Origin of the sequence: Paenibacillus sp. H1-7 (genome assembly GCF_022354825.1) — a bacterium.
Taxonomy (GTDB): domain Bacteria; phylum Bacillota; class Bacilli; order Paenibacillales; family NBRC-103111; genus Paenibacillus_S.
This window is the reverse complement of the sequence record NZ_CP031168.1, coordinates 6370001-6395857: the sequence shown is the minus strand read 5'-3', so window position 1 is coordinate 6395857 and position 25857 is coordinate 6370001. Positions and strand designations below refer to the sequence as shown.

Genomic DNA, 25857 nt, shown 5'->3' with positions numbered 1-25857 from the left:
GTACAGAGCTAATTATTTTTGAGGAGGCAATTATTGTGGAAATTCGCTACGCGACAAATCCTACTGAAACGAAATCTTATGATACGGACAGACTGAGAAACGAGTACTTGATCGAAGGCCTGTTTGTCCCTGGCAAATTGACCATGGTATACAGCCACGTTGACCGTTTTATTACTGGCGGCGTTATTCCAACTTCCGAGCCGGTTAAACTCGAAGCGGACAAGCATGAGATGGGCGCAGACTTCTTCCTGGAGCGCCGTGAGATCGGGATCATCAACGTTGGACCGAAAGGTTCCGTAACCGTTGACGGCACTGAGTATGAACTGAACACAAGAGACTGCCTGTATATCGGGCTTGGCAATAAAGACGTTACTTTCAAAAGCGCCGACGCATCCAATCCGGCTCGCTTCTACTTCAATTCCACTCCGGCTCACAAGCAATATCCTACTGTAAAAGTAGGTCTGGAAGATGCGGAAACCGAGCACCTGGGCTCGATCAATTCCTCCAACGAGCGCGTGATTCACAGATACATCCACTTGAACGGCGTACAAAGCTGTCAGCTGGTTATGGGTATGACTTTGTTGAAGCCGGGCAACATGTGGAACACAATGCCTTGCCATACGCACAACCGTCGTTCCGAAGTGTACTTCTACTTTGATATGCCGGAAGATGGTCTGGTGTTCCACTTCATGGGTGAGCCTAGCGAAACTCGTCACCTTGTCGTTCGCAACGAGCAAGCGGTTATTTCCCCAAGCTGGTCGATTCATTCCGGCGTAGGTACGAACAACTACACGTTCATCTGGGCTATGGCCGGTGAGAACCAAGTGTTCCACGATATGGACAAAGTAGATCCTAAAGATCTTCGCTAATCGCGATATCGTTATCATGGATTAGCAATAAAAGAGTGAGGCTGATTTATCTGCACAATGCAGGCAAATCAGCCTCTTTGCTGTTTTTGCACCGTCGCTGCTTCTCTATCAAAGTAAGGTAGAAACGGCCAAACCTTATTTTTCCATGATAAGATAGTCTCGTATTGAAACTATTTGTAAATCTGGGAGGTTAAGGTAATGGTGACTATTGTAAAATTGAGGGCATGTGTGTTTATCGGCGAGCTGCACTGGCTGCAGCCCATCTACGACCCGACGAACGGTAATTGTCTGGAATTTGCAGGAGATATTCGAGGATTTACGCCACATGCCGTCAATACGGGTCGTTCTCGCGTAGAGCAGGAGGTGACGATCGATTTTGTCAAAAGAAGACTCGTTCCGTTTGCTTGTACGGGAGAGACGATTCTGAAAATAACCGGATCGGACGGGACTGTGAGCTATCGTCAAGAAAGGGCATCAACGGAAGGAATCATTGTGAATAATGAACAATGGAGCGAGGATGCGGTATTCTTCACAATGAAATCCAGCGTGAGCAACCCGATGAGAAGGGATGCGCCGGCTCCGGATTATATACTGCATGTGAAGGTGCAGGCGGACGGGAAGATTCATGCCAAAGGCTCTCACGACGGCTTTCCGTGCTACGAATTTTATAAGCAAACCGATTTCGGGCCATTTGAGCTTATTCATTCGCACAATTTCCACCTGACCGGGGACACTCCGGCGGCAATGGCCGGCGAGATGGAATATCATTTTGAGAAAACGATAGGATAAACGTCAAAAGCCTCCACAGATCCGAATGGGCTGCTCCTCCTACCCTGGACATAGTCCGCAAATGAGAGCGAAATTCAAACGATCCTGGAGGCTTTTCCATTCATCGGTTAATCGAAATCTTTATGTACCCATTCGTCTTCCGGAATGTCCAAGGGCTCGCCGGAAAACCGTTGCTCTTTGTGAGCGTCACCGTACAAGTGGAAGCCGTTTTGCTCCCAGAAGCCCGGACGGTCCTCCTTCATAAACTCGAAGCCGCGAATCCATTTGGCGCTTTTCCAAAAATACAAATGCGGTACGATCAAACGCATTGGGAACCCATGCTTCTTAGTCAGTGGCTCACCGTTGTAATGAGTGGCGAGCAGCACATCATCCCGCATCAGGTCTTCAAGCGGAACATTCGTCTCGTAATCGTTGTCCGCGTGGACCATGACATAGTTAGCCGTTGGCTTTACATCCAGCAGCTTGAGCAAATCTTTGAACAGGACGCCTTCCCACTCGGTATCAAACTTGCTCCAGCGGGTTACGCAGTGGATGTCGCACACGACTTTGGTTCGGGGCAGCTTCATGAATTCGTCGAAGTTGAAGCTCCTTGCTTGTTCCACCTCTCCAAACAGCTTGAAGTCCCAGACGGACAAATCGTACTCCGGCACTTCGCCTTCGTGAAGGATCGGAAACCTTTCCGTCAGCACTTGGCCGGGGGGCAGCCGGTCGCCATACTCTTGTCCGTTCTGCGGCGCGGGCGGCGCCATTTGCTTCAGTCGTTCCGCTTTATTGTTCATGCTCGATCCAGTCTCCTCTAAGTTAGTAATTGCAAGCAGGCAAGCCATATAACTTGGCCGGCCGATAGGCTTACTTGGCTTTGAAATGCACGACGGCGCTGTACAGCATTTTGCCTCTGTTAGGGTCAAATACAACGTTGTGGTCAATTTGGTACACATCGAGGAGCAGCGCCTTGTTGTTATCGATTTGCGCCTCTATGTTTCTTTCCAGCGTCTTCAGATCATAGGCTTCAAAAAATTCAATTTTGTTCTCGATTCGATCCAGTCTGAATTCCATAGGGGTTATCTCCCGCTTCCTTATTCATCCGCCGCCGACTGCTGTCGCCGCAGGCTATCATCCCTATTGTACCAGATAGATCGCACAGGACAACCCTGTGCTAGACTCAATTCTTTCGAGCAAGTGCATGAGAAGTCTAAGCCAATATGCTGCCAAGGAGGGAAGGAGGCCGAATTCTGCAGTTCCTTTCCTATTGTCATACCATGTGGGCGGTGAGATAATGAAGGTCGTACTTATTCAACTCTACTCTACGAAGAAAAGAGCGGAAGCCGCAATGATCTATTTTCTGCTGTTCTATATGATTGTGTATATGGGAAATGCGGTATACGGGACTTACATACCGGTATACTTTCAATCCGTGGGGGCGACGCCGGCACAAATCGGGACGCTGCTCAGCCTGGGACCGCTTGTCGCCGTTTTGGCACAGCCGTTATGGGGAGCCATAGGGGACCGTGCCAAGACGAAAAACTCCGTCCTTGCCGTGCTGCTTGCGGGAAGCGGACTCATGGTCATGTTGTTTCCGTTGTCCGACGCATTTTATTATTTGCTCGTCATGGTGTGTCTGTTCACCTTTTTCCAGACATCAACCTTCGCAATCAGTGACGCAATTACGCTGGAGGAGCTCGACAAGCAGAAGAGCTGGTCGTTCGGGTCGATCCGGCTTGGAGGGACGATCGGATTCGCGATCATGTCGATCAGCTTCGGTTATTTGGCCAAGTATGATATCGGTACACTATTTCCCGTTTATGCCGCGGTCATGCTGATCTCACTGTTGTTGTTGACGAGGTTTCCGAAGGTTTCCGGGTATCAGTCGGCCGGCAAAAAAATGCAAGTGTGGGTCTTGTTCAAAAACCGCAAGCTGATGATCTATATGGGCATCAATCTGGTGCTGCAAATTACGTTAGGCTACTATTACTCGTTCTTTCCGATCTATTTCCGCGAGCTCGGGGCGGACAACGTATTGATCGGCTGGTCCATGGTCATTTCCTCGCTGAGTGAGATTCCTTTCCTGCTCTTCGCCGACCGGATTATGAAGCGGGTCCGCTTGACGCATATTTTGCTGGTCTCCGGCGTAGCTACGGCGCTCCGCTGGTTTGCCTTTTCGTTCACGGAGAATCCGTATTGGGTGCTGCCGGCGCAATTGCTTCACGGCCTAATTTTTATTGTGCTTACAGTAACGATGGCCATGTATATTAACCGCGAGGTTCCCAAAGAGCTTAAGGCGAGCGGCCAGACGCTCAACGGACTGCTAAGTTTAGGGGTTGCGCGGATTATCGGCAGCTTTTTCGGCGGGTTTGCGAGCGAAGCCTTCGGAATGAGGAACGTCTTTTTTTACAACGCATGGATTGCAGTCATTTGTACGGCAGGTATCGTCTGGCTCATACTGAAGGAAAAGAAAGCCGCATCGGTTCAGACCGCGGATAAGGGAGTGTACAACGGGTGAAACGGGTTGTAGTGACGGGATACAAAGCCGCGGAGCTGGGGATTTATTCTCTCAAGCATCCGGGCATCCCGATTATTAAGAAGGCGATTAAGAAACAAATCGTGGCTTTACTGGACGAGGGGCTGGAGTGGGTTATCGTCAGCGGCCAATGGGGAGTGGAGCTGTGGGCGGCCGAAGCCGTGCTGGAGCTGCAGGAAGAGTACGATACGGTTCAGCTGGCTGTCATTACGCCGTTCCTGGAGCAGGATGAGAACTGGAGCGAAGAGAAGCGAAGCGTGTACAGCAGCATATTGCAGCGCGCGAATTACGTGAACAGCGTAACCAAAACCAAATACGACGGACCGTGGCAGTTTAAGGAGAAAAATAAATTTTTGCTCCGCAATTCCGACGGAATCATCGTTTTGTACGATGAAGAAAAGGAAGGCTCGCCGAAATTCATCAAGGAACAGGCGCTGCACCTGGCGAAGCAGCACGATTACCGCATCTTAAGCATTACGGCGAATGATTTGCAAAATATTGTGGAAGAAGAGCAGTTCGAATACTAAAACATTCTCCCGTATCATATACATGTATCACACTTAGGGAAACTAAGTGCAAATTGGAGGGATTGCTATGGGAGAAGAATTTCAAAAGGATGAAGTGTTGGTTGAGGCCGAGGTTGAAGAAGTAATTGTAAGCGCTTCAGAAGAATCCGAAGCTGCTGTCGATGAAGTGGATGATGAAGAAGTGGAAGAAGAAGCTGATGATGATGCCGGTGAAGAAGCCGGCGATGCTGAAGATGCAGAGGATGCCGATGAAGATGAGGAAGTAGCGGAGGATGACGGTGAGGATGAAGAAGCCGACGCATCGTCCGAATCAGAGGAAAGTTCAGAGCCTGCCGAATAACGTTTTGACTCCAAATCCCTTCTCCAAAATATGATATCAATGAACCTGTTCAGCGATGAGCAGGTTTTTTTATATTATATCACTTTATGAGGCTAGTTATTGATTTTCTGAAAATCCATGTATAATAGGTTCTAGTCAGGCAGTTGGAAAGGATGTATGAATAAACGTGATAACGATTACCGACTACAGTGTAGAATTAATTAAAGATCCGTTCGGCATTATTCCCGGCAAGCGGGTTGAATTCGTGCTCGATATCGAGGTTCCGGAGGACGACGAGCTTTATTCGGAGAATGGACTGTATGTCCGCGTCATTTACGGTGTGCAGGATGAGGACGAACGCATTGTGAAATACGAGATTCACGAGCGGGGTACAGAGCAATACCTGGAGTTTGACATGGAAGACGACGAGGTGGCCGTCGTGGAAGCCTTTTGCAAGGAGCATTGGAAGGAAGCGCTGGATTCCTAGTACAGCGAAGCAGAGGCCGGCGTTATGCCGGCATGCCTGCTGTCCGTCGTTCCGTCGGCTAACTGTTCTCCTGCCCGCGGTGATGCGGACAATAGGCTTTCATCAGCGCAATCGTCTCTTCATCCAGCTCGGCTCCCCTATGTTGAAGCCCTTCGGTGATTCGGGTAAACTTCGGTTCCTTCAAGTTTTGTCCGAACTTGTACTTCGCTGTCATCTCTTCGATCCGGATCCGCACGACAGAGGTTGCTTTCAGCTGCGCAGCGTAATCCTTGTCTTCAGCATCTATCGGCTCGTAGCCGCCTTCAGGCTGCAGCTTCTTCATAAATGCGGCAAGCGCCGTCGCCTTTTCCCCGGGCTCGGTTACGATTTCTGCCCGGCCCTTGATCATGACCGACTTGAAGTAGGCCGTTGCCGGACAAGCCAGCTTCGGATCGAGAAAATAAGAAGGAATAATCGCATATTCCTTGGCTACGGCAAACGTGACTCTCGTATCGGATTTCAGGTTGGTCATTTTTTGTCCGACTTTGCTGCCGTGAAAATAAAGGCTTCCCCCGGTGTACACGAAGTTAAGAGGTGTGATCTCCGGCCAGCCGCCTTCTCCGACCGTCCCTAGAAACCCATAGCTCATCTCATGCAAAAATTGTGCTGTTTCTTCGCTATCCATCCCTTCAAATTCATTTCTTCTCATCGGTTGTCTCCCTTCTAAATCACCAATTATGCAAACTAAAGTACCGCAAACATTGACAAGCGAAAAGCTCCAATTTACATTATTTTTAATGGACCATTGATGTAGACGGAGGCGATTCGATGCATTTTCACATTCCTTATGAAGGCTACCGGGACAAATACCCGACCAAGCTGCTCTCCTTGTACCATTCCATCCGCGATTCGATTGTAGACGCCGTGCTGCCTTACCGGACCAAGCTGCCTTCCAGCCGGGAGCTGGCCGGATTGTATGGGGTATCGAGAGGCACGGTCAATCAGGTATACGAAATGCTGGCCGCCGAAGGCTACGTCGTAAGCGAGATCGGACGCGGAACCTTCATTTCGTACAGGACGAAGGAGATGAAGCGGGAGGACCCGCTTGAGGCGGCCTATACACTCTCGGAATGGGGACAGCGGGTGGAAAGCCATTCTTATCCTCGTGCGGCGGGCATACCTGCACATTCGGATGAGGGTATGCGGCGTATCGATTTCCATATGTTCGCGCCGGATTTGGCATGGTTTCCGCAGGAGGAGTGGAACCGGTGTCTGTATGCACAAGCGAGAAAGCTCAGCATGTCGGAAGGCCGCGCATACGGCAGCTTGGTTCAAGCCCAAGGCGACGAAGCGCTTCGCGAGGGCATAGCGCAATATTTGCGCAGAGCAAGAGGGATAGCGGTCGATGCCGGTCAAATCATCGTGGTCAGCGGCTCCATGCAGGCTATCGCTTTCGCGGTGCAGCTGCTCGTTAACAAAGGGGAGCATGTGATTGTTGAGAATCCGGGCTTTCTTGGTATTCAGCGGGCGGTGCAATCCGTCGGAGGAACGTGCATCCTCGCCGATGTGGACGAGTATGGCATGGTACCGGACGTTTGGGACGCACGGCTGCTCTTCGTCACCCCCGGCAGACAGTTTCCTACAGGCTCCGTGCTGAGCATGGAACGAAGACAGCAGCTGCTCGGCTGGGCCTATGAGAAGGGAGCCATCATCGTAGAGGACGATTACGACAGTGAATTCCGCCATCGCGGCAAGCCGTTGGAGCCGCTGAAGGTATTGGACCGCCATGAAAGAGTGATCCACATCGGCTCTTTCAGCAAGACACTGCTTCCCAGCGTAAGAATCGGCTACGCAGTGGTTCCGCAAGCTTTGACAAGCGCGTTCGTCAAAGCCAAGGCATTGTACGAGCTGCTCCCTACCGGTCTGCTGGAGCAGCGTACATTGGCTGCATTTATGGCCAGCGGGCAGTATGAGAAGCATTTGCGGCGTATGAAACGGGTGTACGGCCGCAAGTTCGAATGTCTGCAGCAGCTCCTTGGAGAATCGCTATCCGGGCTGTTCGATTGGGTGGAGAGCGATGCGGGGCTTCATCTTTTCGGATGGTGGAAGGGCACAGAGGAGCAATACGTTCGTTACCGCGAGCGGTGCCTTGCCGCCGGCATTCGATGGTCCGATACGGAAGTCGATGATGCTGGCGGCAGGCGGCGATACGGGGTCATATTTCATTTTCCGCATTTATCGGAGCCCGATATGGCGTACGGGATTGCGAGGATGAAGGAAGCGGCGCTGACAATCGAATGATGCGGCGGCATCAGACAATTTTTTTTGCAACAGGCAGGCAATTGAAGGTACAATAGGGGAAAGAACAAGGGCTTGGCCTAGTGCGGCAAAGGCAAGGAAACCGCAGGCCCGGCAAAGGAAGGGGAAGCAATGCAGCAATCGATCGATGTGATGGGAGTCTCTTTTTCCACACTGAACTTAACCGAAACATTGGAGCATCTCACCGCGCAGGCGGACCGCAAGGAAGGCGAGGGCGAGCTGTTTCATCTAATTACGGCGAACCCGGAGATCGTCATGACCTCCAGACAAGATGCTCAGCTCAAGCAGATTATGGATGCCGCAGGGCTCGTTACGCCTGACGGAATCGGCATTGTCATGGCTGCCAAATGGAAAGGCACGCCGCTGCGTGAACGCGTGACGGGGTTTGATATTTTGACGGGCATGCTCGAGATCGGCAGCCGCAAAGGATATTCGTTCTATTTCCTTGGAGCGGACGAAGAGACGAGCCGCAAATCGGTGGAAACGATAATGGCCCGCTATCCGGGCGTGCGTATTGCAGGGAGGCAGAACGGCTTTTTCGATAAAAAAGACGAGGACCGGATCGTACGCGAGATCGGCTCGGCGAAGCCGGATTTTCTGATCGTGGCGATGGGGGCCCCTTACTCGGAGAAATGGATTAATAAGTACCGGACGGTACTGAATGCGAAGATAACCTTCGGTGTCGGAGGCAGCCTCGATGTGATCGCAGGGAAAGTGAAGCGAGCTCCTGTGGTGTGGCAGAAGCTGCATGTGGAATGGCTGTACCGGCTGCTGTCGAATCCTTCGAGATGGCGCAGACAGCTCGTGCTGCCGAAATTCGCCTGGAAGGTCATAACAGGCAAAGCCTAAAAACAAAAAGCCCTTGTACCGCACGGTTTGTGGACCGTAGGCGGTTCAAGGGCTTTTTTACTGACGGATAACGTACGTGCTCCGAAGCGGGCTAAAATGCATTCAAGCCGTTCAACGAAGATTATGATGCGTCGGCGTCCTGCGCCCATTCCTTCAGCTTGCGGTCCGACGGTAGGAAGAACGTCAGCAGGCCGAGCAAAGGCAGAAAGCTGACCATTTGCATGACGACAGGCAAATGGAACTTGTCGATCAGGCTGCCCAGGGCGACGGCTCCCAGCGCACCGAGACCGAAAGCCATGCCGGTGATGAGTCCGGACACGGTACCTACTTTGCCGGGAATGAGCTCCTGTGCATACACAACCGTCACGGAGAAGCTCGACAAAATGATGAAGCCGTTAATAAGCAGGATGACATAGGCCCAGAGCTCGTTGGCGTAAGGCAAGACGATGGCGAGCGGAGCCGAGCCCAGCATGGAAAAGAAAATCATGTTGCGCCGGCCGAACCGGTCGGCCAGCGGTCCTCCGATGAACGTTCCTAACGCTCCGGCAGCGGCGAACAGGAAAATGTAAATTTGCGCATGCTCCAGCGAAACATGGAACTTGTCCATCAAGTAGAACGGGTAATAGATGGATACGCCCGAATGGTACCACGATCTTGCGAAGACCAGGAACACAAGCAGTACCACCGCGAAGGTGATCTGCTTCTTCCGGGCGGGACTGACCTTGCGTACCGCCGACGATTTGGCCGGGCGCGGGTGCGCAGCCAGGTAGCCGCCGTACCATTTGGCAATGTACATTTGCACGACAATGGCCAGTCCGGCTACCAGCGTAAACCAGATCGCTCCGCGCTGGCCGAGCGGCACGAAGATGAGTGCTGTCATGATGGAAGCAAGCGATTGTCCGGCGTTGCCGCCGACCTGGAAGATCGACTGGGCCAGCCCCCGGCGTGAGCCGCCTGCCATATAGGCGACGCGGGAGCCTTCCGGATGAAAGACGGCGGAACCGAGTCCGACCAGCATAACCGAGAGCAAAATGAGCCAATAGCTAGGCGAAAAGGCCAGACCGAATACCCCTAAACAAGTCATACCCATACCGAGCGGGAGCATGTAGGGGGAAGGCTTGCGGTCCGAATAGAGACCGACTACGGGCTGCATGATGGATGCAGTCATGTTGAGGGCAAATACGATAATGCCTGCTTGCATATAGTTCAGGTTCATCGTATCTTTCAAAATCGGTAAAATGGCAGGAATAATGGATTGAATGGAATCGTTAAACAAATGAACGATACTGATAGCTAACAAAATGCGCAAAACGGTTGGTTTCGTATCGGGCTGCGGCGCTTGCTGCATTCTTGGCTGCGCTGCCGCGGTGCCGGTCTGTGCTGCTTGCATGACGTTAAGTTCTCCTCTGCTGCTACGTTGTTGTAATTGTTGTAAACACACGGAAAAGCCACGCAGCTTTTACGCTGCATGGCCGGAATCAAAGCTTTAGGACGGATGAATTCGTCCTAGAGCCTCTCCCATTTTCACTTTGCTGCCGACCTTCAAGTCGCTCCGGACGTCGAATGTATCGCTCTCCATAAGCAGGACGACTGTCGATCCGAACTCAAAGTACGCTAGCTCATCTCCTCGCTTCACGCGATCCGGAAGCGGGGATACGTATTGAATGCTGCTGACGTTCATCGCGCCGACCTTGACGACGGCTACTTCTCCTCCCTCATGCTGCATATAGGTGATCAACCGCTCATTACGGCTCAGCACCCGGCGCATTTGGCGAAGCCCAAACTCATTGACGGGATACACCTTGCCCGGAACATGCTCTTTCTCGATAATCGTTCCGTCGATTGGGGTGTGAATGCGATGGTAGTCCGTCGGGCTCAAGTAAAGAACCATATAGAACCCGTTCTTGTAATTGACGGTGCGCGGAGAGAAGTTCAGCAGCTCTTCGACCGTATAATCTTGTCCCTTGACATTAACGATCAGTCCTTCGCTGATCGGGCCAATGCCTGTAATCGCGGCATCGACGGGGCTGACCACAGTTTGCTCCGCCTGATCGATGGGGCGCAGGCCGCTTTTTAACCGTCTCGTGAAAAAATCGTTCAAAGACGCGTATTCGCTAAGCTGCTTCTCGGCGTCTTCGACGGGAATGCCATATAGTTTGGCAAAACGCGGGATGAAGCCGCGGCTTGCTCGTGATTTTGCAAAAGCTCCGGTCAAGCGGGAAATCGACTTGCGGGACGAAAGCTCCGTCAGCAAGCGGAAAAAGGGTTTCATCATGACTTCACATTCACCTGTTTCTTCAATAGTCTGGGTATACCGATTATCTTGACATATAACCTGTTTTAACGCAAGAAAAAAAGCAGGCACATGCTACCAGCTGCAGCGGCAAAAAAACGATTGCGTACATGCTTATCCTTGCTACAATGAAAAAGAAGGTGAAACTGCGAACATCATCCAATATTGCCTAACGAAAAGAGGAGAACAGGTTATGCCTAATGTCGATTGGCCCTTATCACAGCTGCAAGCCTATCAACCTGAATTGACGGCTGAAGCTGATTTTGACGCATTTTGGGAGCGGATGAAAGCGCATTCCCAGTCGGTTCCTTTGAACGCCAAGCTTACTTGGGTAGAGGATTATCCGGTCAAAAGCGTCCGAGTCTACGATGTAGTATATGAAGGAACAGATGGAACGCCGGTACATGGATGGTATGTTGTGCCCGCTGCTGAGGCGGCGAAAGGCACATTGCCTGTCATCGTCAAATATCACGGATATAACGGAAATCGCGGAAAGCCGCATGAATTGCTCCAGTGGGCCGCGATGGGGATGGCGGCTTTCGCCATCGACGCGAGAGGCCAGGGAGGCTTAACGCCGGACTTGGCTGCCTACCCTCAAGGAAGCGTTAGCGGTTGGATGACGCTCGGCATTCTCGATCCGAATATATACTATTACCGCAACGTCTATATCGATTGCCTCCGGGCGTTGGACTTCGTATGTTCTCGGGAAGAAGTCGATACGAGCCGCATTGCCGTATACGGCGGAAGTCAAGGCGGAGGACTTGCGCTGGCCGCAGCGGGATTGGATTCCAGGCCTAAGCTGGCCATGCCGTATTATCCGTACTTGTGCCATTTTCGCCGTTCGGTGGAAATGCATAACGGTGGACCTTATGTGGAGATCAAAAACTGGTTCCGCCGGTTCGATCCGGATCACTCGCGCGAGGAGCAGGTGTACCGGACGCTCAGCTACTTTGACGGGATGAATATGGCATCGCGCGTTCGGGCTCGTACTTTGATGGCCATTACACTGCAGGATACGATCTGTCCTCCGTCAACTTGCTTTGCCGCCTACAATCATTTGTCCTGCGAAAAAGAATTGAAGCTGTACCACGATTACGGCCATGAGGGGCTGCCGTTTCACGAAGAAGAAATGATGCGGTTCGTCCAGAAATATATTTGAATGAACCGTTGACATTTGTTTCAATCATGTTAATATGATTATTGTCACTAGGGGAGCCGCAAGGCTGAGACTGGATCGATAGATCCTAGACCCTCTGAACCTGATCTGGATCGTACCAGCGTAGGGAAGTGGAGAGCGTTTCTAGCGTGTGTTAAGACTGTACATGCAACCACTTCCAGTTATGGAAGTGGTTTTTTTGTTGTATAGGCAACGATGCGCAACCCATTTCTTTGAACCCGCCGGTGGGCCCCCGGCAGGAACGGGAATACAGCTGCTCTGTTACGCTTCGCTTAATTGGCGGATCAGTCGGTCGGAGTAATGACCCCGAACATAGCAATCTATAATTGAAGGAGTGGTTGAACATGTCCAAAGGATTAAAGCTGACCGATATTTTGGTTACCATTGTCATCGCCATCGTATTCGCGATCATTTATCGTCTGTGGGGAGATGTGTCCAATGTAGTGAAGCTGGCAGGCTTTCAGCTGGAGCAGCTGATGTACGGAGTGTGGTTTATGGCTGCAACCGTTGCGGCTCTTATAATTCGTAAGCCGGGTGTAGCTTTATTGGCGGAAATAGCCGCAGCATCCGGCGAGCTGATAGCGGGCTCGCAGTACGGCGTTGAGGCGCTGACTTACGGGATTGCGCAAGGACTGCTGGCAGAGCTTGCCTTCGCTCTATTCCGCTACCGCAGCTTTTCGGCAGCTGTCGCTTGCCTGGCGGGGATCGGAGCGGCCGTGGCTTCCCTTGTCTTTGATGCATTCAAAGGCTACTTGATCGATTTGCAAACATGGAATTTGACCTTGTATCTTATTTTCCGGATTATCAGCGGCATCTTCTTCACCGGCTTGTGCGCGTACTGGCTTGTCAAAGCGTTGGAGGTTACCGGCGTAACCTCGCTCGTCAGACCGGCCAGCTCGGCGGATTATCAGGCACTGGAGCGTAAGCAATGAGTGCCGTCTGCACCTCTGTCGACGGCTTGCGTCTGAAGTTTGCCGGAAGTCCGTCGCTGCTGTTCAATGATATATCCTTTTCGGTGACGGCCGGGCAAAAGGTGCTGCTGCTCGGTCCGAGCGGCTGCGGCAAATCGACTTTGCTGCAGGTGCTGACCGGATTGATTCCGAATGTGATCGAAGTTCCCGTGAAATTCGACGAAATTACGATTCCCTCTTCCTGGGGCTATGTATTTCAAGATCCGGAAACGCAGTTTTGCATGCCGTTCGTCGATGAAGAGATTGCCTTCGTGCTGGAAAATCTCGGGGTACCCCGCGAGCGGATGAAGGCTATGATCGAGGATGGGCTGAGGCGGGTCGGCCTGCATTTGCCCGATCTGCACATGCCGATCCAATCGATGTCGCAAGGGATGAAGCAGCGGCTCGCCATCGCGTCCGTACTGGCGCTGGAGCCGGATGTGCTGTTCTTCGACGAGCCGACGGCGCTGCTCGACCCGGAAGGGACGAAGCAAGTATGGGACACGATCAAGGCGGTAGCAGATCAGAAGACGGTGCTCATCGTGGAGCATAAGATCGATGAGATCGTCGATTTCGTGGATCGAGTCGTGCTGTTCTCCGCCGACGGGGCTATCATAGCTGACGGACCGCCGCAGCAGGTGTTCGTGCAAAACGAAGCCAAGCTGCAGGAATACGGGATTTGGTATCCCGGCGTATGGGACGATTACAAGGAAAGCGCAACTTATAAAGCCTTGAGCAGTCGAGGCAGACGTACGCCGCGTACGCCGCTTGCAGCGGAAACGCCTGAGGCGCCAGCCTCGCCTGGAAAAGGGCTGCTTGCGATCCGCGATTGGTCCGCCTACCGAGGTCGGGAAGCGAAGCTGCATGTTACCGAAGCGCAGGCTGGAGCGGGCGAGTGGATCGCCGTTGTCGGCGAAAACGGGGCCGGCAAAAGCACGCTGCTGCAGGCGATGATGCAGCTGATCGCGACCGGCGGCGGGAGCTACGAGCTCGCCGGGCGGAGCGTCAAAGGCTTCAAGGACGTCGCAGACGCGGCCGCCTATGTGTTCCAGAATCCGGAGATGCAATTCGTCACGAACTCGGTTCTTGACGAGGCTGCCTTCGGATTCCGGCGAGACCGCGCCGCTGATGCGGAGCGGCTTGCGCTTGAGCTGCTGGCCGAGTTCGGCCTGCAGGCACAGCAAGCGCAGCATCCGTATCAGCTGTCGCTGGGGCAGAAGCGCCGTCTCAGCGTGGCGACGGCGATGGCGAAGGAGCAGCGGCTCGTGCTGCTCGACGAGCCTACGTTCGGGCAGGATGCGGCGAACACGTTCGCCATCCTGGAGAAGCTGGAAGCATGGCGGCAGAAAGGGACGACGATTGTGATGGTCACGCATGATCTGCATATCGTGGACAGCTTCGCTACCCGGGTGTGGGTGGTGGAGCGGGGAGAGCTTGTGCAGGACCTGCTGCCGGCCGATTATTTGCAAGCCTTGGGCACGAATTTAGAGACCAAGACGGCATTGGACTCGGGCGAAGCTCGAACGGTAGATAGAATCGAAATGATGAAATGAACGATGGCAAAGGATTGGTAAGAAAGGGAAGTGAGAGCTGTGGACAACCTGATGACATATGACGAAACCTGGCTTCACCGGGTAAACCCTAGCTTCAAGCTGCTGCTGTCGCTGGCGTTGTTCTTTGTCGTGCTGTTCACGGACAATATTAACGTCATGATCAATGTAACGTTGGCGCAGCTGCTGCTGCTGCTGTGCTTCTCCGGGCATCCGCTGCGCCGGCTTCTATTGCTCATGCTGCCGTTTGTGCTGCTGTTCGTTTCCTCATCCATGTCGATGATGATGTTCGGTAAGGGGGATACGACTTGGCTCAAGTGGGGGCTTGTGCACGTAACGGAGGAAAGCTTCTACCGCGGCTTGCATATCGGGTTTAAGACTGTCAACATGGCGTTGACCGGCCTGACCTTTGCGTTGACGACACGGCCTGTCGCCTTGTTTTACTCGCTGATGCAGCAATGCAAGCTGCCGCCCAAATTCGCTTACAGCTTCATGGCGGCGCTGCGGCTGATCCCGATCATGGTCGGCGAGTTCCAGACGCTCGGCATGGCTTTGAAGGTGCGCGGCGTCAAACGCCGGGTCGGACTCGGCGGTGTTTACGAGACGCTGCGGCTGTATGCGATCCCGCTGCTTGCGCAGAGCATCCGGCGGGCGCAGCGGATTGCCGTCGCTATGGAAGCGAAGCGCTTCTCGGCGGCGCGCGAGCGGACGTATTATTACCGCATCGGCTTCTCGATGCTCGATGCGTACTTACTGCTGTACGTCGCTGCTTCTCTTAGCGCTGCGGTGTACATAGGCCTGCATTTTCCTTATGTTTCTATAGGCGATGTAAGATATAAAGTTATGTAACAACCAAAAACATTGGAGTGGGAGGATCATAACATGAAATTTTCCGAAGAGCTGCGGCTTGCCGTAGAAGACAGCTGGAGTGCGAGCTTCCAGCACCCGTTCGTGCAAGGAATCGCGGACGGCACACTGCCGCTGGCGTGCTTCAGGTATTACGTCCTGAATGATGCGTATTACTTGTCCCAATTTGCCCGTGTCCAGTCGATTGGCGCCGCCAAAGCGGATGACCTGTACGTCTCCAACCGGATGACGGTCCATGCGCAAGGCACCTATAATGCGGAGCTGTCGCTGCATGAAACGTTCGCCAAGCAAATGGGCATTACAGCTGAGGAGCGCGCCGCGTTCCAGCCGGCTCCTACCGCCTATGCTTATACATCGCATATGCACCGCGCTGCATATAACGGGCATCTTGGCGATATTATCGCAGCGATTTTACCGTGCTATTGGCTGTACTTCGAGATCGGCGAAAAGCTGCAAGGCTCCGCGCCGGACGAGCCCATTTATCAAGAGTGGATTAAAGCCTACGGGGGAGAATGGTTCCGAGACCTCGTGCAGGAGCAGATCGACCGTCTGGACGCTATTGCGGAGAAAGTGACGGAGGCGGACCGTCAGCGGATGAAGCAGCATTTTATTATCAGCAGCCATTATGAATATATGTTCTGGGAAATGGCCTATACTCAGGAAACATGGCCAACGTATAAATAGCATAGAGATGTTGGCGTCGGGTGCTGCGGTAGTGCCCGGCGTTTTTTTGCTGCAGAAAAAAATGTAGCGTAATAATTGAACGTTGGTTATAATACAATTGTAAAATGTAAACGCTATCATTTGACTGTTGTATATTTTACCAATTGAAGCAGTCAGGCTAAACATCTTAACGATAAGCGGAGGGAGAGCTTATGAAAGCCAAAGCGAAGAGCTACCATGAAATTGCGAATTCCCCTAAATTCAAGGCTCTGATGAGCCGAAAAAAGCGATTTTTGCTGCCGGTATCGCTATTCTTTTTCGCGTATTACTTCACGCTGCCGCTTTTGACCTCCTATTCGACGGTTTTGAACCGTCCGGCCTTCGGTCCCGTATCCTGGGCATGGATCTTCGCTTTTTCGCAGTTCATTATGACCTGGGTGCTGTGCATTGTGTATTCGAGAAAATCAGCCCAATATGACAAAATGATCGAGTCGATCCGAGAGAATGGAATGTAATTAAATACCATTTATTTTGACTTCGCTCCCTAACTTGCTTGCTCACATTTGGAGGTGGATTCTAAGATGAATACGACCGCATTCATTTTGTTCCTTGGCATCGTGGCGCTCACCTTGATCATTACGTATTTTGCAGCGAAAAAAACGAACTCGACAAGCGAGTTTTATACGGCGGGCGGCGGGCTGACAGGATGGCAGAACGGGCTCGCTATTGCAGGCGACTATATGTCGGCAGCGTCATTTTTGGGGATTGCCGGGACGATTGCGCTGTCGGGCTTCGACGGATTTTTTTACAGCATCGGCTTTCTGGTCGCTTATTTGGTCGTCCTGTATCTTGTGGCGGAGCCGCTTCGCAACTTGGGCAAATATACAATGGCCGATATGATCGCAGCCCGTTTCGACGATAAAAAAGTGCGCGGTGTCGCGGCGCTGAACACGATCACGATCTCCATCTTTTATATGATAGCGCAGCTGGTGGGGGCAGGATCGTTGATCAAGCTGCTGCTTGGGCTGGATTATACGACCTCCGTGCTTCTTGTAGGTGCCTTGATGACCGTCTACGTAGTGTTCGGCGGGATGCGGGCGACGTCCTGGGTGCAAATTATTAAGGCGATGCTTTTAATGGCGGGAACATTCATTGTTTCGATCATCGTCTTCGCCAAGTTTAATTTCAGCATTACCGATATGTTCGAGCAGATGAAGGCGGCCACGCCGCTCAAGGAGAGCTTCCTCAACCCGGGCAATAAATACAAGGTTCCGCTGGATACGCTGTCGTTGAATCTGGCTCTGGTGCTGGGCACGGCGGGACTGCCGCATATTTTGATCCGGTTTTTCACCGTAAAAGACGCTCCGACCGCCAGAAGCTCCGTTGTTCATGCGACTTGGCTGATCGGGATCTTCTATATTATGACGATCTTCCTCGGCTTCGGCGCGGCGGCATTCGTCGGGTATGACAACATTGTGGCTGCTGATAAAGGGGGCAATATGGCGGCTCCTCTGCTGGCCAAGGCGCTCGGCGGCGATTTCTTCTTCGCCTTCATTTCGGCGGTTGCCTTCGCCACCATCCTTGCTGTAGTGACAGGGCTCGTGCTATCCGCCGCGTCGGCGTTCGCGCACGACTTCTACACCCATATTCTGCGCAAAGGCAGCGCCTCGGAAAAGGAACAAATGAGCGTCGCGCGCTGGGCTTCGGTAGGGGTTGCAATCGTGTCGATCGTGCTGTCCTTGTTCGCGCAAAAGCTGAACGTGGCGTTCCTCGTGTCCGTGGCGTTCGCGATAGCGGCAAGCGCCAATTTGCCGGTTATTTTGTTCACGATATTCTGGAAGCGATTCAACACGGCCGGCGCCGTCACAGGAATGCTCACCGGTCTTCTGAGCGCGCTCATTCTGGTTGCGTTAAGTCCCAGTGTATGGAGCCCGGAAGCCGGCAAGGCGATTCTCGTAGGGCAGGCCTGGTTCCCGTATGCGAATCCAGGTATCGTCTCGATCCCTCTCGGGTTCATAGGTGCTATGGTCGGCTGCTGGTTATCGCGGCCTTCCGATGCGGCGAAGTACGAGGAAATATTGGTGAAGGCGAATACGGGCATCAAGCTGTAATTGATGGCTTCGTGTGGGGCTGAAGGTGTGACCCTTAGGAAGGTAAAGCTATGCTGCTGCGCCTGATGGCGGGCGTACCGGTCATTTGTAATGAACAACCTCCAATTCCGCTTGACTCAAGCGGATTGGAGGTTGTTTTATGTTAGGGGTGGGGCGGTATCGGAAAAGCTACGAGAGTTGGGCTGGGAAGAGGCGATTTGTTGGCAGTGTGAGCGCGTGCTAGCGATCTGTATTCCATTTTGCGCGTAGGAGCGGAGATCCGGTGGTTTGAGGCGGGCGATGGAGTAACTTATGGGTTTTATGATTGTTGGCGCAAGCGATCGGACCGTAGATCCGTTATTTCTCTCGAAACCGGGGAAAACGGGAGGGTTGCGGACATAGGTTCCGTTATTCGGCTAGAATCGTGCGAAAATGGGTCATTTTGGAGCAAATAAGGGCTTCTCAGTCCGATCACCCTCATTTGTGGGGTGAATTTTGCCAAATAGCGGAACCAGTGTCCGATATCCTGTTGCGAACAGCCGGGGCTTGATGGTTGTTGCTTGCAAGCTGTTACTATAATCGCTCACCTTACCTGCTAACGTGAACTATTGATCATTACCAGTTACTTTGTCTGGAACACCCGATTGTTCTCATTAACAGTTACCTTTGCTACTATATGCCGATTGTTGCTCATTACCAACTACATGTGCCTTCAACACATCAATTGTTGTTCACTACCATTCTAACTCTGCTAGCCGTATTGCTAGTTACTAACCCATGATACTCAACGCATGTTACTCACTACTACTTTTTGACCGTGCCGCAATCATCTTTTTCTCATTTCAAAAAACTCGCAGCCTTTTCTGTCATGGTAGGTCACATCGCTGACTCCAGATTGGGTTACGATGAATGTATCCGTAAATCGGATAATAACAACGCCAGAATCAACTATCTGGTCGTCTTGAAACACGCGTACGTGGACCTGCCGGTCCATCGCTTCTTGGAAATCCTGCTCCGTAATGAGCTTGCGGTTAGCCATACAATTAATCTCCCTGATTCGCAAAAGTATGTTTCTTATTATAGCAGATGATATAGGGCCGGCCTAGCATAGCTGGATACCGCCGTGGCCACCTCCCGTGCGTGGTAGCGCTGCGTCTGTATCCGCACACCGTATCGCGCCAGCACGCCGCAAGTGTCGCCGTACCCGCGCCCGCCTCAGCTCAATGTGCCCCCGCATCCACGTAGCCTTGCCCTCGGTCACCATGCCGTCCCGCCCCGGACCGCTCTGCCTGCGCCCGGCTCACCGTGTCGCACCGCACCTGCCCTCCCCTTGCCCACCGTCGCTCACGTCACCGCGCCGTCCTCGCTCGCCTGCACGTCACTGTGTCTCGCACTCGTTCACCATGCCGCACCGCACCTGCGCCGCACCCGCTATGAGTGACGAATAACAGGGGTTATGGTATGGTAAAGTGGAACTTCTATATGTAAGAAAACGGAAAAAAGATCGGAGAGGTGAAAGCCGGAGGTGCGGATAAAACGCGGGATAGCGCTAAGCCTGCTGGCGGCGCTTTGCTTATTCAATTACATACGCAATGATATGCCCGATCAGGACCCTTATATGATCACCGACTACAGCCGCCTGCATCCGGTCAAAGTAGAACGGATCATCGAAGGCCGGGAGGAGGAGCAGCTGATCCGGATCGTCCGCGAGGCGGCAGCATCGGGCCACTCTATCTCCATAGCCGGTCAGCGCCACAGCCAGGGCGGCCATACATACTATAAGGATGGCATCGTAGTGGATATGACGCATTACAACAAGGTGCTGTCCGTCGACACGCAAGCCAGGAAAATTCGCGTCCAGGCAGGCGCTACATGGGAGGACGTGCAGGATGCGGTCAATCCGTACGGGCTCGCGGTCAAGACGATGCAATCGCAAAATATTTTTACCGTCGGCGGCTCCATCAGCATTAACGCGCACGGCAGAGACATCCGCAATGGCTCCTTGATCAAGAGCGTGGAGTCGTTTCGGCTGTTGAAGGCCGATGGGCAGGTCATTCAGGTGAGCCGTACGGAGAATGCGGATCTATTCCTGCTTGCGCTCGGAGGCTACGGGCTGTTCGGGCTGATTTTGGACGTGACCTTAACGCTGACGGAGGATGAAGTCTACAAGGTGACGACCGACGCGGTGAGGGTGGACGAATACAGCCGTTATTTTGCAAGCAGCGTCAAAGCGAATCCGGACGTCCATATGCACATTGCCCGTATCTCGATTGCACCGGATCATTTTCTAGACGAAATGTACGCGATCAATTATACCGTTGACAAGGAAGCCGAGCTGTCCCGGTACAGCAAGCTGGTTACACGCGAGCCGTGGGTCATTCCAACGAAGCTCATGTTTCACTTGAACCGCTCGTCCGATTGGGGAAAAAACGTGTTCTGGGAGCTGCAGCGCTATTATTTTTCCGGGCAGCAGCAAAAGCTCATCAGCCGCAATAATGCGATGCGCTCCGAATCTGCTTTTATGGAATACCGCGAGGCGGGGTACAACGATCTTTTGCAGGAATATTTTATTCCGGTCGACCGGTTTGCCGGGTTTGTCGAGAGCATGAAGACCGTGCTCCGCAAGGAGGACATGAATCTTCTTAATATCACGGTCCGATACGTCAATCGAGATCAGGAAGCGGTATTGTCTTACGCCAAGGAAGATATGTTTGCGCTCGTTTGCCTGTTTCAGACGCCACTGTCAGCTCAGGGCCAGCAGAAGGCGAAGCAGGGCGTTCAGGCCATTTTGGATCAAGTTCTGAAGCATGGAGGGACGTATTATTTACCTTATGCGTCATATCCGAGCATGGAGCAGTTTCACGCGTCGTATCCGCGACACAAGGAGTTTTGGGCCAAGAAGTTGGAGTACGATCCGAACGGGCTGTTCATGAACTATTTTTACGAGCAATATCATTGAGCTGGCTGAGGCCCGGCAGGTTCGCCGGGAACAGCTTTACAGGGGGGAATCCGTACGATGGGGGACAGCCGCTGGCTTATCCGTTCGCAAAGTCTGGTCACGTTAGCTGCGGGCATGATTTATCCTTATTATTTGCTTTTTTTGAAAAATCTCGGCAACAGCTATTCGAAATACGGTCTGGCTTTTGCCATATTTACGATCAGCTCGGCTGCAGCCTCTCAGTGGTTAGCAGGGCGGCTCGACAAGCAGGCGCATCTCATCCTGTTCAGCAGCTCTATAGGAATGATGCTCGCCATGCTGCTATTCCCATGGATATCGTCTTATACACAGGTGCTTATCGTTCAGCTGGCGATGGGAGCCTTCAATGCGATGCAAAAAACAAGCGAGAGATTGCTGCTTGCCGACACCACCGAAAGAGGAGCCAGAGGGCATACGATAGGCTCTTATCATTTTTGGACTTCCATCGCCTCGGGCTTTGCTGTTCTGCTCGGAGGCTACTTGATTGATTGGCTTACGATCAACGCGTTATTTTACGCTAGCGCAGCGGTTTACGGCTTCAGTGCGTGGGCTGTATGGCGAAATCGGACCGCGAACTGACTAAATATTTCGCAATACGAAATATTTTTGTTTGCAAGTGAAACCTTTTGTCGATTTATGCGTATTATCATGGTTGGCACGAAACTATTACATGCAACCATGGAGAGGAAGATTTATAAAAATGCATCATCGGGAACAAGACGGCTGGCGTAAGGACATCGCTCCTTATGAGAGACCTGACATCAAGCACAGCGTTTGGCAAATTATTAACACGGTTGGGCCGTTTTTCCTGCTTTGGTATTTCGCCTATATGAGTTTATCAGTATCGTATTGGCTGACCCTGGCATTAGCCATTCCGGCGGGAGGGTTTCTGGTTCGCATTTTTATTATTTTTCATGATTGCTGCCACAAATCGTTCTTTAGAAATAAAACCGCAAATGAAATCGTCGGGACGTTAACCGGCATTATGACCTGCTGCCCGTACAATCAATGGCGTCACAGCCATTCGGTGCACCATGCGACAAGCGGCAACTTGGACAAGCGGGGAACAGGAGATATTTGGACGCTTACGGTCGATGAATACGTGTCGGCTTCCTGGCTGAAACGGCTCATATACAGGCTGTACCGCAATCCGATTTTTATGTTCGGACTGGGACCAATTTATATTTTTTTGATCGACTATCGGTTCAACCGCAAGAACGCCGGGTTCAAGGAACGGATGAACACCTATATTACTAATCTCGGTATCGCTGGAATCATTGCTCTGCTCTGTTGGATCATTGGCTGGCAAGCGTTTCTTCTGGTACAGGGGCCAATCTTCTTCATTTCGGGGATAGCCGGCATTTGGCTGTTCTACGTCCAGCACCAATTTGAGGATACGTACTATGAGCAAGAAGAGGAGTGGGACTACGTCAAGGCGGCTTTGCAGGGAAGCTCGTTTTACAAGCTGCCGAGGGTACTTCACTGGATTACAGGTAATATTGGCTTTCATCATATTCATCATTTGAGTCCCAGGGTACCTAATTATTATTTGGAAACCGTTCATAACTCGAATTCCTTTTTGAGAGATGTCAAGACCATAACACTGCTGACGAGCTTAAAATCGCTGCAGTTCCGGATTTGGAACGAGCAGAGCAAGCAATTCGTCGGCTTCAAAGATATTAAACGGCTGGCAGCACTACAAACCCAGACAGCGAAAGCGTCCGGGGAGTAACACAGATAACTTCCATACAGCAGGCTCTTGCACGGTAGAACGGTATCTACTGTGCGGGGGCTTGTTTTTTTGTACCACACGTCCATAAAACGTTCACGATTCATTAATAATCGTTGTGACTTTGGTCATAGTTGACAACGGGCCGTCAACCTACAATGAACTCATAGAATTCAACGCCCGAAGGGGGAGGAAGCACGATGGAACAAAGGGATTCGAAGAGCACGGAGCCGTCTTTGAAGGGCACATTCGCATCGGTTATGCTGCTTGCGGCGTTTCTGATCGTAACATGGGTCGGCGTTTTATGGTTGTTCGTGGCTCGCGGCTAACACCTAATACTTATCGATTGAAGGGGATGAAGTCAATGCATATGCACAAGCTGGAAAAAATCTGGATGACCTTCGGGGTATCCATGCTAATCGTATTTTTGATCGTTCTTGGAGTCGGCGCTTTCGCGCTTGGAGCCCAAACACCGGGGGATCATGCCCACGGCCAGCATCGTCAAGTAGTCGATCCGGAGACAGTGGAGCAGACCGCGCCGTTTAATGAGCTGGGCTTGAAGAAAATCGGGGAGAATGAGTACGACGCGTACATGCTTGCTTTTGCTTTCGGATACGGTCCAGAGAAGATGGAGATTCCAACGGGAGCTACGGTACATTTTCACATTACAAGCAAAGATGTCGTCCATGGGTTTCAAATTCCGGGAACGAACGTGAACATGATGGTTGTACCCGGTGAAGTGAACCACTTGACATACAAGTTCACGAAGGCGGGAGAATATTTGGTGCTGTGCAACGAATATTGCGGTACGGCACACGAAGTGATGCAGACAAGGATTATTGTCAGCTAAACAGGGCTGATTACAAATTTCAAGGCTACAACTCAATTATATTGTGAAAAAAGTCACATGAAGACGCGGAAGTTTCGCGCAAAAGGAGTGCTGTCATGATGAACCAGGAAGCGCAAACGTTTCAACGCGGCGATTCGTCGCTGGTGCTTGCCCATATTTTATTCGCATTCTTCGCTCTGCTGCTGGGAGGGGTTGCCGGAGTCCTGCAGGGGCTCGTTCGCGGCGGTGCGATTACGCTGCCTTACGAGATCGGGTACTATCAGCTGCTGACGGCGCACGGCGTGCTGATGGCGCTTATTTTTACAACGTATTTCATCATCGGGTTTCTATATTCCGGCGTTGCCAAAACGATGGGAGGCCATCTGCTGCCGATCTCACGCAAGCTCGGGTGGCTCGGTTACGGCTTGATGACGACGGGGACGATCATCGCCACGATCCTCATTTTGCTTAACAAAGCGACCGTCCTGTACACGTTCTACGCTCCGATGAAAGCATCGCCGTGGTTTTATGTCGCGCTTGTGCTCGTTGTCGTCGGAAGCTGGATGAGCGGCTTCGGTATTTTTACCCAGTACCGGTACTGGAAAAAAACGCACAACGGCAAGCTGTCTCCCTTGTTCGCCTTTATGTCCGTCGTCACGATGCTGATGTGGCTGATCGCGACGCTTGGCGTTGCCATCGAAGTGCTGTTCATGCTGATTCCATGGTCGTTCGGCTGGGTGGAAACGGTCAACGTAACGTTAAGCCGTACGCTGTTCTGGTATTTCGGTCATCCGCTCGTTTATTTCTGGCTGCTGCCTGCTTATATTTGCTGGTATGTGATCATTCCGAAAATTATCGGCGGCAAAATGTTCAGCGACGCCATGGCACGCTTGGCCTTTGTCATGCTGCTGCTGTTCTCGATTCCGGTCGGCTTCCACCATCAGCTGATGGAGCCGGGCATTTCCTCGGTTTGGAAATACGTTCAAGTTGTGTTGACGTTCATGGTTGTTATCCCGTCGTTAATGACGGCATTCTCGCTGTTCGCTACCTTTGAGCTGCATGGACGCTCGGTTGGAGCCAAGGGGCTGTTCGGCTGGCTGAAAAAGCTTCCATGGTCCGACGTGCGCTTCTTCGCACCGTTCATGGGTATGCTCATCTTCATCCCTGCCGGCGCCGGCGGGCTGATCAACGCGAGTCACCAAATGAATATGGTCGTTCACAATACGCTGTGGGTGACGGGGCACTTTCATTTGACCGTAGCGACAAGCGTTGCGCTGACATTCTTCGGCATCACGTACTGGCTGATCCCGGCGCTTACAGGCCGTGTGCTGACTCCGCTAATGCATAAGCTAGGTATCGCCCAAACGATTGTGTGGCTGGTCGGCATGTTCTTCATGTCCGGAGCGATGCACACCGTAGGCTTGTTCGGTTCTCCGCGGCGTACCGCATATACGACGTATCAGGATCACCCGGACGCCATTTTGTGGATGCCGTATCATGTCGTGATGGCAATCGGCGGAACGATATTGTTCATTGGCGTGCTGATGATCATTATGAACGTGATTATGCTGCTCCGCGCTCCGAAAGGCTACACGGAATATCCAATTGCCGAAGTTCGTGATACGGCGGAGCATACACCGGCCATTTTCGAGCGTTGGGGAGTATGGGTCGGGGTTCTGGTTGTACTTATTCTCGTTGCCTACTCCGTTCCGGTTATGGAGCTGCTCAACAATCCGGGCGTAGGCTCGAAAGGGATCGTGACGTGGTAAAGCAAAAGTGTTTTAATTGAACGAAAGGAGAACAGCCTCTAGTGCTGTTCTCCTTTTTGCTAACATTTTCAAGAAATTAAAATATCTCGCTGCGGTCCCTATCAATTTATGTATATTGGTCTTCTCGTTGAGCATCCCATAAGCAATATGCAACAGTAAGTATGACAGTAAAAAAGAGTATTGTGCCTAACGCATTCCACCAAATCGTATCAATTAGCATTGTTTAGCAATCTCCTCATTTGATTTTATCGAGATGTGAGGACACCGACCAAAGTTACTCACTCCAATGGAAGCCACTAAGCGAAGG

General features: G+C 52.0%; 27 protein-coding genes and 1 riboswitch. Of the genes, 21 read left to right on the top strand and 6 right to left on the bottom strand.

Annotation, left to right across the window (positions count from 1 at the left end):
• The first annotated feature begins 35 nt into the window (after positions 1-35).
• Together kduI and DVH26_RS28260 are read left to right on the top strand one after the other, a co-directional pair.
• Positions 36-869: a 5-dehydro-4-deoxy-D-glucuronate isomerase gene (gene kduI / locus DVH26_RS28265; RefSeq protein WP_239628001.1), complete on the top strand. Its 834-nt coding sequence runs from the start codon at positions 36-38 to the stop codon at positions 867-869.
• Between the two features lie 198 nt (positions 870-1067).
• Entirely contained in the window at positions 1068-1658 is a 591-nt protein-coding gene (locus DVH26_RS28260; protein WP_239627998.1) for a DUF3238 domain-containing protein, read from the top strand.
• Between the two features lie 107 nt (positions 1659-1765).
• On the opposite strand, the gene DVH26_RS28255 is transcribed toward DVH26_RS28260, so the two are convergent.
• Together DVH26_RS28255 and DVH26_RS28250 are read right to left on the bottom strand one after the other, a co-directional pair.
• Positions 1766-2437: a sulfite oxidase-like oxidoreductase gene (locus tag DVH26_RS28255; protein ID WP_239627996.1), complete on the bottom strand. Its 672-nt coding sequence runs from the start codon at positions 2435-2437 to the stop codon at positions 1766-1768.
• Positions 2438-2507: 70 nt separating this feature from the next.
• Positions 2508-2714 carry a YrzA family protein gene (locus tag DVH26_RS28250; protein ID WP_239627993.1) on the bottom strand — a complete coding sequence of 69 codons (207 nt, stop codon included), beginning with the start codon at positions 2712-2714 and terminating at the stop codon, positions 2508-2510.
• A 220-nt stretch (positions 2715-2934) separates the two neighbouring features.
• Here DVH26_RS28250 and DVH26_RS28245 point away from each other — a divergent pair, with 220 nt between their 5' ends.
• The 4 genes from DVH26_RS28245 to DVH26_RS28230 all read left to right on the top strand — a co-directional run bounded on the left by DVH26_RS28245 (position 2935) and on the right by DVH26_RS28230 (position 5509).
• Positions 2935-4158: an MFS transporter gene (locus DVH26_RS28245; RefSeq protein WP_239627991.1), complete on the top strand. Its 1224-nt coding sequence runs from the start codon at positions 2935-2937 to the stop codon at positions 4156-4158.
• Positions 4155-4703: an SLOG family protein gene (locus tag DVH26_RS28240; RefSeq protein ID WP_239627989.1), complete on the top strand. Its 549-nt coding sequence runs from the start codon at positions 4155-4157 to the stop codon at positions 4701-4703. The genes DVH26_RS28245 and DVH26_RS28240 overlap by 4 nt, the downstream gene beginning before the upstream one ends.
• Positions 4704-4770: 67 nt before the next feature.
• The gene (locus tag DVH26_RS28235) at positions 4771-5043 is read left to right on the top strand and encodes a hypothetical protein (RefSeq protein WP_239627986.1); all 273 of its coding nucleotides are present in this window, start codon (positions 4771-4773) and stop codon (positions 5041-5043) included.
• Between the two features lie 166 nt (positions 5044-5209).
• Positions 5210-5509 (top strand): DUF6509 family protein, encoded by a 300-nt coding sequence (locus DVH26_RS28230; RefSeq protein WP_239627984.1) that lies wholly within the window; start codon positions 5210-5212, stop codon positions 5507-5509.
• A 58-nt stretch (positions 5510-5567) separates the two neighbouring features.
• Here DVH26_RS28230 and DVH26_RS28225 read toward each other — a convergent pair whose 3' ends face one another.
• Entirely contained in the window at positions 5568-6197 is a 630-nt protein-coding gene (locus DVH26_RS28225) for a pyridoxamine 5'-phosphate oxidase family protein (RefSeq protein ID WP_239627982.1), read from the bottom strand.
• A gap of 119 nt (positions 6198-6316) precedes the next feature.
• On the opposite strand from DVH26_RS28225, the gene pdxR reads away from it, so the two are divergent.
• Positions 6317-7789 (top strand): MocR-like pyridoxine biosynthesis transcription factor PdxR, encoded by a 1473-nt coding sequence (gene pdxR, locus DVH26_RS28220; protein WP_239627972.1) that lies wholly within the window; start codon positions 6317-6319, stop codon positions 7787-7789.
• Positions 7790-7918: 129 nt separating this feature from the next.
• Positions 7919-8656 (top strand): WecB/TagA/CpsF family glycosyltransferase, encoded by a 738-nt coding sequence (locus DVH26_RS28215; RefSeq protein ID WP_239627970.1) that lies wholly within the window; start codon positions 7919-7921, stop codon positions 8654-8656.
• A gap of 121 nt (positions 8657-8777) precedes the next feature.
• Here the strand turns inward: DVH26_RS28215 and DVH26_RS28210 are convergent, their stop codons facing one another.
• Together DVH26_RS28210 and asd are read right to left on the bottom strand one after the other, a co-directional pair.
• The gene (locus DVH26_RS28210; protein WP_481857550.1) at positions 8778-10046 is read right to left on the bottom strand and encodes an MFS transporter; all 1269 of its coding nucleotides are present in this window, start codon (positions 10044-10046) and stop codon (positions 8778-8780) included.
• Between the two features lie 96 nt (positions 10047-10142).
• Positions 10143-10931, bottom strand: coding sequence for an archaetidylserine decarboxylase (asd, locus tag DVH26_RS28205; protein WP_239627968.1), 789 nt, complete (start codon positions 10929-10931; stop codon positions 10143-10145).
• A gap of 211 nt (positions 10932-11142) precedes the next feature.
• On the opposite strand from asd, the gene DVH26_RS28200 reads away from it, so the two are divergent.
• From DVH26_RS28200 to DVH26_RS28170, 7 genes are all read left to right on the top strand, one after another.
• A complete protein-coding gene (locus tag DVH26_RS28200; RefSeq protein WP_239627966.1) occupies positions 11143-12108 on the top strand; it encodes an acetylxylan esterase in 966 nt (321 codons plus the stop codon).
• A gap of 39 nt (positions 12109-12147) precedes the next feature.
• Positions 12148-12252: riboswitch (TPP riboswitch) on the top strand.
• A gap of 218 nt (positions 12253-12470) precedes the next feature.
• Entirely contained in the window at positions 12471-13058 is a 588-nt protein-coding gene (locus tag DVH26_RS28195; protein WP_239627963.1) for an ECF transporter S component, read from the top strand.
• Positions 13055-14629 carry an ABC transporter ATP-binding protein gene (locus tag DVH26_RS28190; protein ID WP_239627960.1) on the top strand — a complete coding sequence of 525 codons (1575 nt, stop codon included), beginning with the start codon at positions 13055-13057 and terminating at the stop codon, positions 14627-14629. The genes DVH26_RS28195 and DVH26_RS28190 overlap by 4 nt, the downstream gene beginning before the upstream one ends.
• 51 nt (positions 14630-14680) lie before the next feature.
• Positions 14681-15475: an energy-coupling factor transporter transmembrane component T family protein gene (locus DVH26_RS28185; RefSeq protein ID WP_239635511.1), complete on the top strand. Its 795-nt coding sequence runs from the start codon at positions 14681-14683 to the stop codon at positions 15473-15475.
• Between the two features lie 33 nt (positions 15476-15508).
• Positions 15509-16177 (top strand): thiaminase II, encoded by a 669-nt coding sequence (gene tenA / locus DVH26_RS28180; protein ID WP_239627958.1) that lies wholly within the window; start codon positions 15509-15511, stop codon positions 16175-16177.
• Positions 16178-16368: 191 nt separating this feature from the next.
• The gene (locus DVH26_RS28175) at positions 16369-16671 is read left to right on the top strand and encodes a DUF485 domain-containing protein (protein WP_239627955.1); all 303 of its coding nucleotides are present in this window, start codon (positions 16369-16371) and stop codon (positions 16669-16671) included.
• A gap of 66 nt (positions 16672-16737) precedes the next feature.
• Positions 16738-18267, top strand: a complete 1530-nt coding sequence (locus DVH26_RS28170; RefSeq protein ID WP_239627953.1) for a solute symporter family protein — start codon at positions 16738-16740, stop codon at positions 18265-18267.
• 805 nt (positions 18268-19072) lie between these two features.
• Here DVH26_RS28170 and DVH26_RS28165 read toward each other — a convergent pair.
• Positions 19073-19285 (bottom strand): hypothetical protein, encoded by a 213-nt coding sequence (locus DVH26_RS28165; protein WP_239627950.1) that lies wholly within the window; start codon positions 19283-19285, stop codon positions 19073-19075.
• Positions 19286-19777: 492 nt separating this feature from the next.
• Between DVH26_RS28165 and DVH26_RS28160 the strand changes: the two genes are divergently transcribed.
• From DVH26_RS28160 to DVH26_RS28135, 6 genes are all read left to right on the top strand, one after another.
• The gene (locus tag DVH26_RS28160) at positions 19778-21205 is read left to right on the top strand and encodes an FAD-binding oxidoreductase (RefSeq protein WP_481857623.1); all 1428 of its coding nucleotides are present in this window, start codon (positions 19778-19780) and stop codon (positions 21203-21205) included.
• Between the two features lie 57 nt (positions 21206-21262).
• Positions 21263-21802 carry an MFS transporter gene (locus tag DVH26_RS28155; protein ID WP_239627945.1) on the top strand — a complete coding sequence of 180 codons (540 nt, stop codon included), beginning with the start codon at positions 21263-21265 and terminating at the stop codon, positions 21800-21802.
• A gap of 121 nt (positions 21803-21923) precedes the next feature.
• The gene (gene desA / locus DVH26_RS28150) at positions 21924-22955 is read left to right on the top strand and encodes a Delta(5) desaturase DesA (protein ID WP_239627943.1); all 1032 of its coding nucleotides are present in this window, start codon (positions 21924-21926) and stop codon (positions 22953-22955) included.
• 197 nt (positions 22956-23152) lie between these two features.
• Positions 23153-23281, top strand: a complete 129-nt coding sequence (locus DVH26_RS28145) for a cytochrome c oxidase subunit 2A (protein ID WP_239627940.1) — start codon at positions 23153-23155, stop codon at positions 23279-23281.
• A 35-nt stretch (positions 23282-23316) separates the two neighbouring features.
• Positions 23317-23802 (top strand): cytochrome c oxidase subunit II, encoded by a 486-nt coding sequence (locus DVH26_RS28140; RefSeq protein ID WP_239627938.1) that lies wholly within the window; start codon positions 23317-23319, stop codon positions 23800-23802.
• A 98-nt stretch (positions 23803-23900) separates the two neighbouring features.
• Positions 23901-25550, top strand: coding sequence for a b(o/a)3-type cytochrome-c oxidase subunit 1 (locus DVH26_RS28135; RefSeq protein ID WP_239635510.1), 1650 nt, complete (start codon positions 23901-23903; stop codon positions 25548-25550).
• Positions 25551-25857 lie beyond the last annotated feature (307 nt).

Coding starts and splice junctions, on each gene's coding strand:
- DVH26_RS28260 (WP_239627998.1), top strand. CDS start 1,068: ATGGTGACTATTGTAAAATTGAGGGCATGTGTGTTTATCGGCGAGCTG.
- DVH26_RS28255 (WP_239627996.1), bottom strand. CDS start 2,437: ATGAACAATAAAGCGGAACGACTGAAGCAAATGGCGCCGCCCGCGCCG.
- DVH26_RS28250 (WP_239627993.1), bottom strand. CDS start 2,714: ATGGAATTCAGACTGGATCGAATCGAGAACAAAATTGAATTTTTTGAA.
- DVH26_RS28245 (WP_239627991.1), top strand. CDS start 2,935: ATGAAGGTCGTACTTATTCAACTCTACTCTACGAAGAAAAGAGCGGAA.
- DVH26_RS28235 (WP_239627986.1), top strand. CDS start 4,771: ATGGGAGAAGAATTTCAAAAGGATGAAGTGTTGGTTGAGGCCGAGGTT.
- DVH26_RS28225 (WP_239627982.1), bottom strand. CDS start 6,197: ATGAGAAGAAATGAATTTGAAGGGATGGATAGCGAAGAAACAGCACAA.
- pdxR (WP_239627972.1), top strand. CDS start 6,317: ATGCATTTTCACATTCCTTATGAAGGCTACCGGGACAAATACCCGACC.
- DVH26_RS28215 (WP_239627970.1), top strand. CDS start 7,919: ATGCAGCAATCGATCGATGTGATGGGAGTCTCTTTTTCCACACTGAAC.
- DVH26_RS28210 (WP_481857550.1), bottom strand. CDS start 10,046: ATGCAAGCAGCACAGACCGGCACCGCGGCAGCGCAGCCAAGAATGCAG.
- asd (WP_239627968.1), bottom strand. CDS start 10,931: ATGATGAAACCCTTTTTCCGCTTGCTGACGGAGCTTTCGTCCCGCAAG.
- DVH26_RS28200 (WP_239627966.1), top strand. CDS start 11,143: ATGCCTAATGTCGATTGGCCCTTATCACAGCTGCAAGCCTATCAACCT.
- DVH26_RS28195 (WP_239627963.1), top strand. CDS start 12,471: ATGTCCAAAGGATTAAAGCTGACCGATATTTTGGTTACCATTGTCATC.
- DVH26_RS28190 (WP_239627960.1), top strand. CDS start 13,055: ATGAGTGCCGTCTGCACCTCTGTCGACGGCTTGCGTCTGAAGTTTGCC.
- DVH26_RS28185 (WP_239635511.1), top strand. CDS start 14,681: ATGACATATGACGAAACCTGGCTTCACCGGGTAAACCCTAGCTTCAAG.
- tenA (WP_239627958.1), top strand. CDS start 15,509: ATGAAATTTTCCGAAGAGCTGCGGCTTGCCGTAGAAGACAGCTGGAGT.
- DVH26_RS28175 (WP_239627955.1), top strand. CDS start 16,369: ATGAAAGCCAAAGCGAAGAGCTACCATGAAATTGCGAATTCCCCTAAA.
- DVH26_RS28170 (WP_239627953.1), top strand. CDS start 16,738: ATGAATACGACCGCATTCATTTTGTTCCTTGGCATCGTGGCGCTCACC.
- DVH26_RS28165 (WP_239627950.1), bottom strand. CDS start 19,285: ATGGCTAACCGCAAGCTCATTACGGAGCAGGATTTCCAAGAAGCGATG.
- DVH26_RS28155 (WP_239627945.1), top strand. CDS start 21,263: ATGGGGGACAGCCGCTGGCTTATCCGTTCGCAAAGTCTGGTCACGTTA.
- desA (WP_239627943.1), top strand. CDS start 21,924: ATGCATCATCGGGAACAAGACGGCTGGCGTAAGGACATCGCTCCTTAT.
- DVH26_RS28145 (WP_239627940.1), top strand. CDS start 23,153: ATGGAACAAAGGGATTCGAAGAGCACGGAGCCGTCTTTGAAGGGCACA.
- DVH26_RS28140 (WP_239627938.1), top strand. CDS start 23,317: ATGCATATGCACAAGCTGGAAAAAATCTGGATGACCTTCGGGGTATCC.
- DVH26_RS28135 (WP_239635510.1), top strand. CDS start 23,901: ATGAACCAGGAAGCGCAAACGTTTCAACGCGGCGATTCGTCGCTGGTG.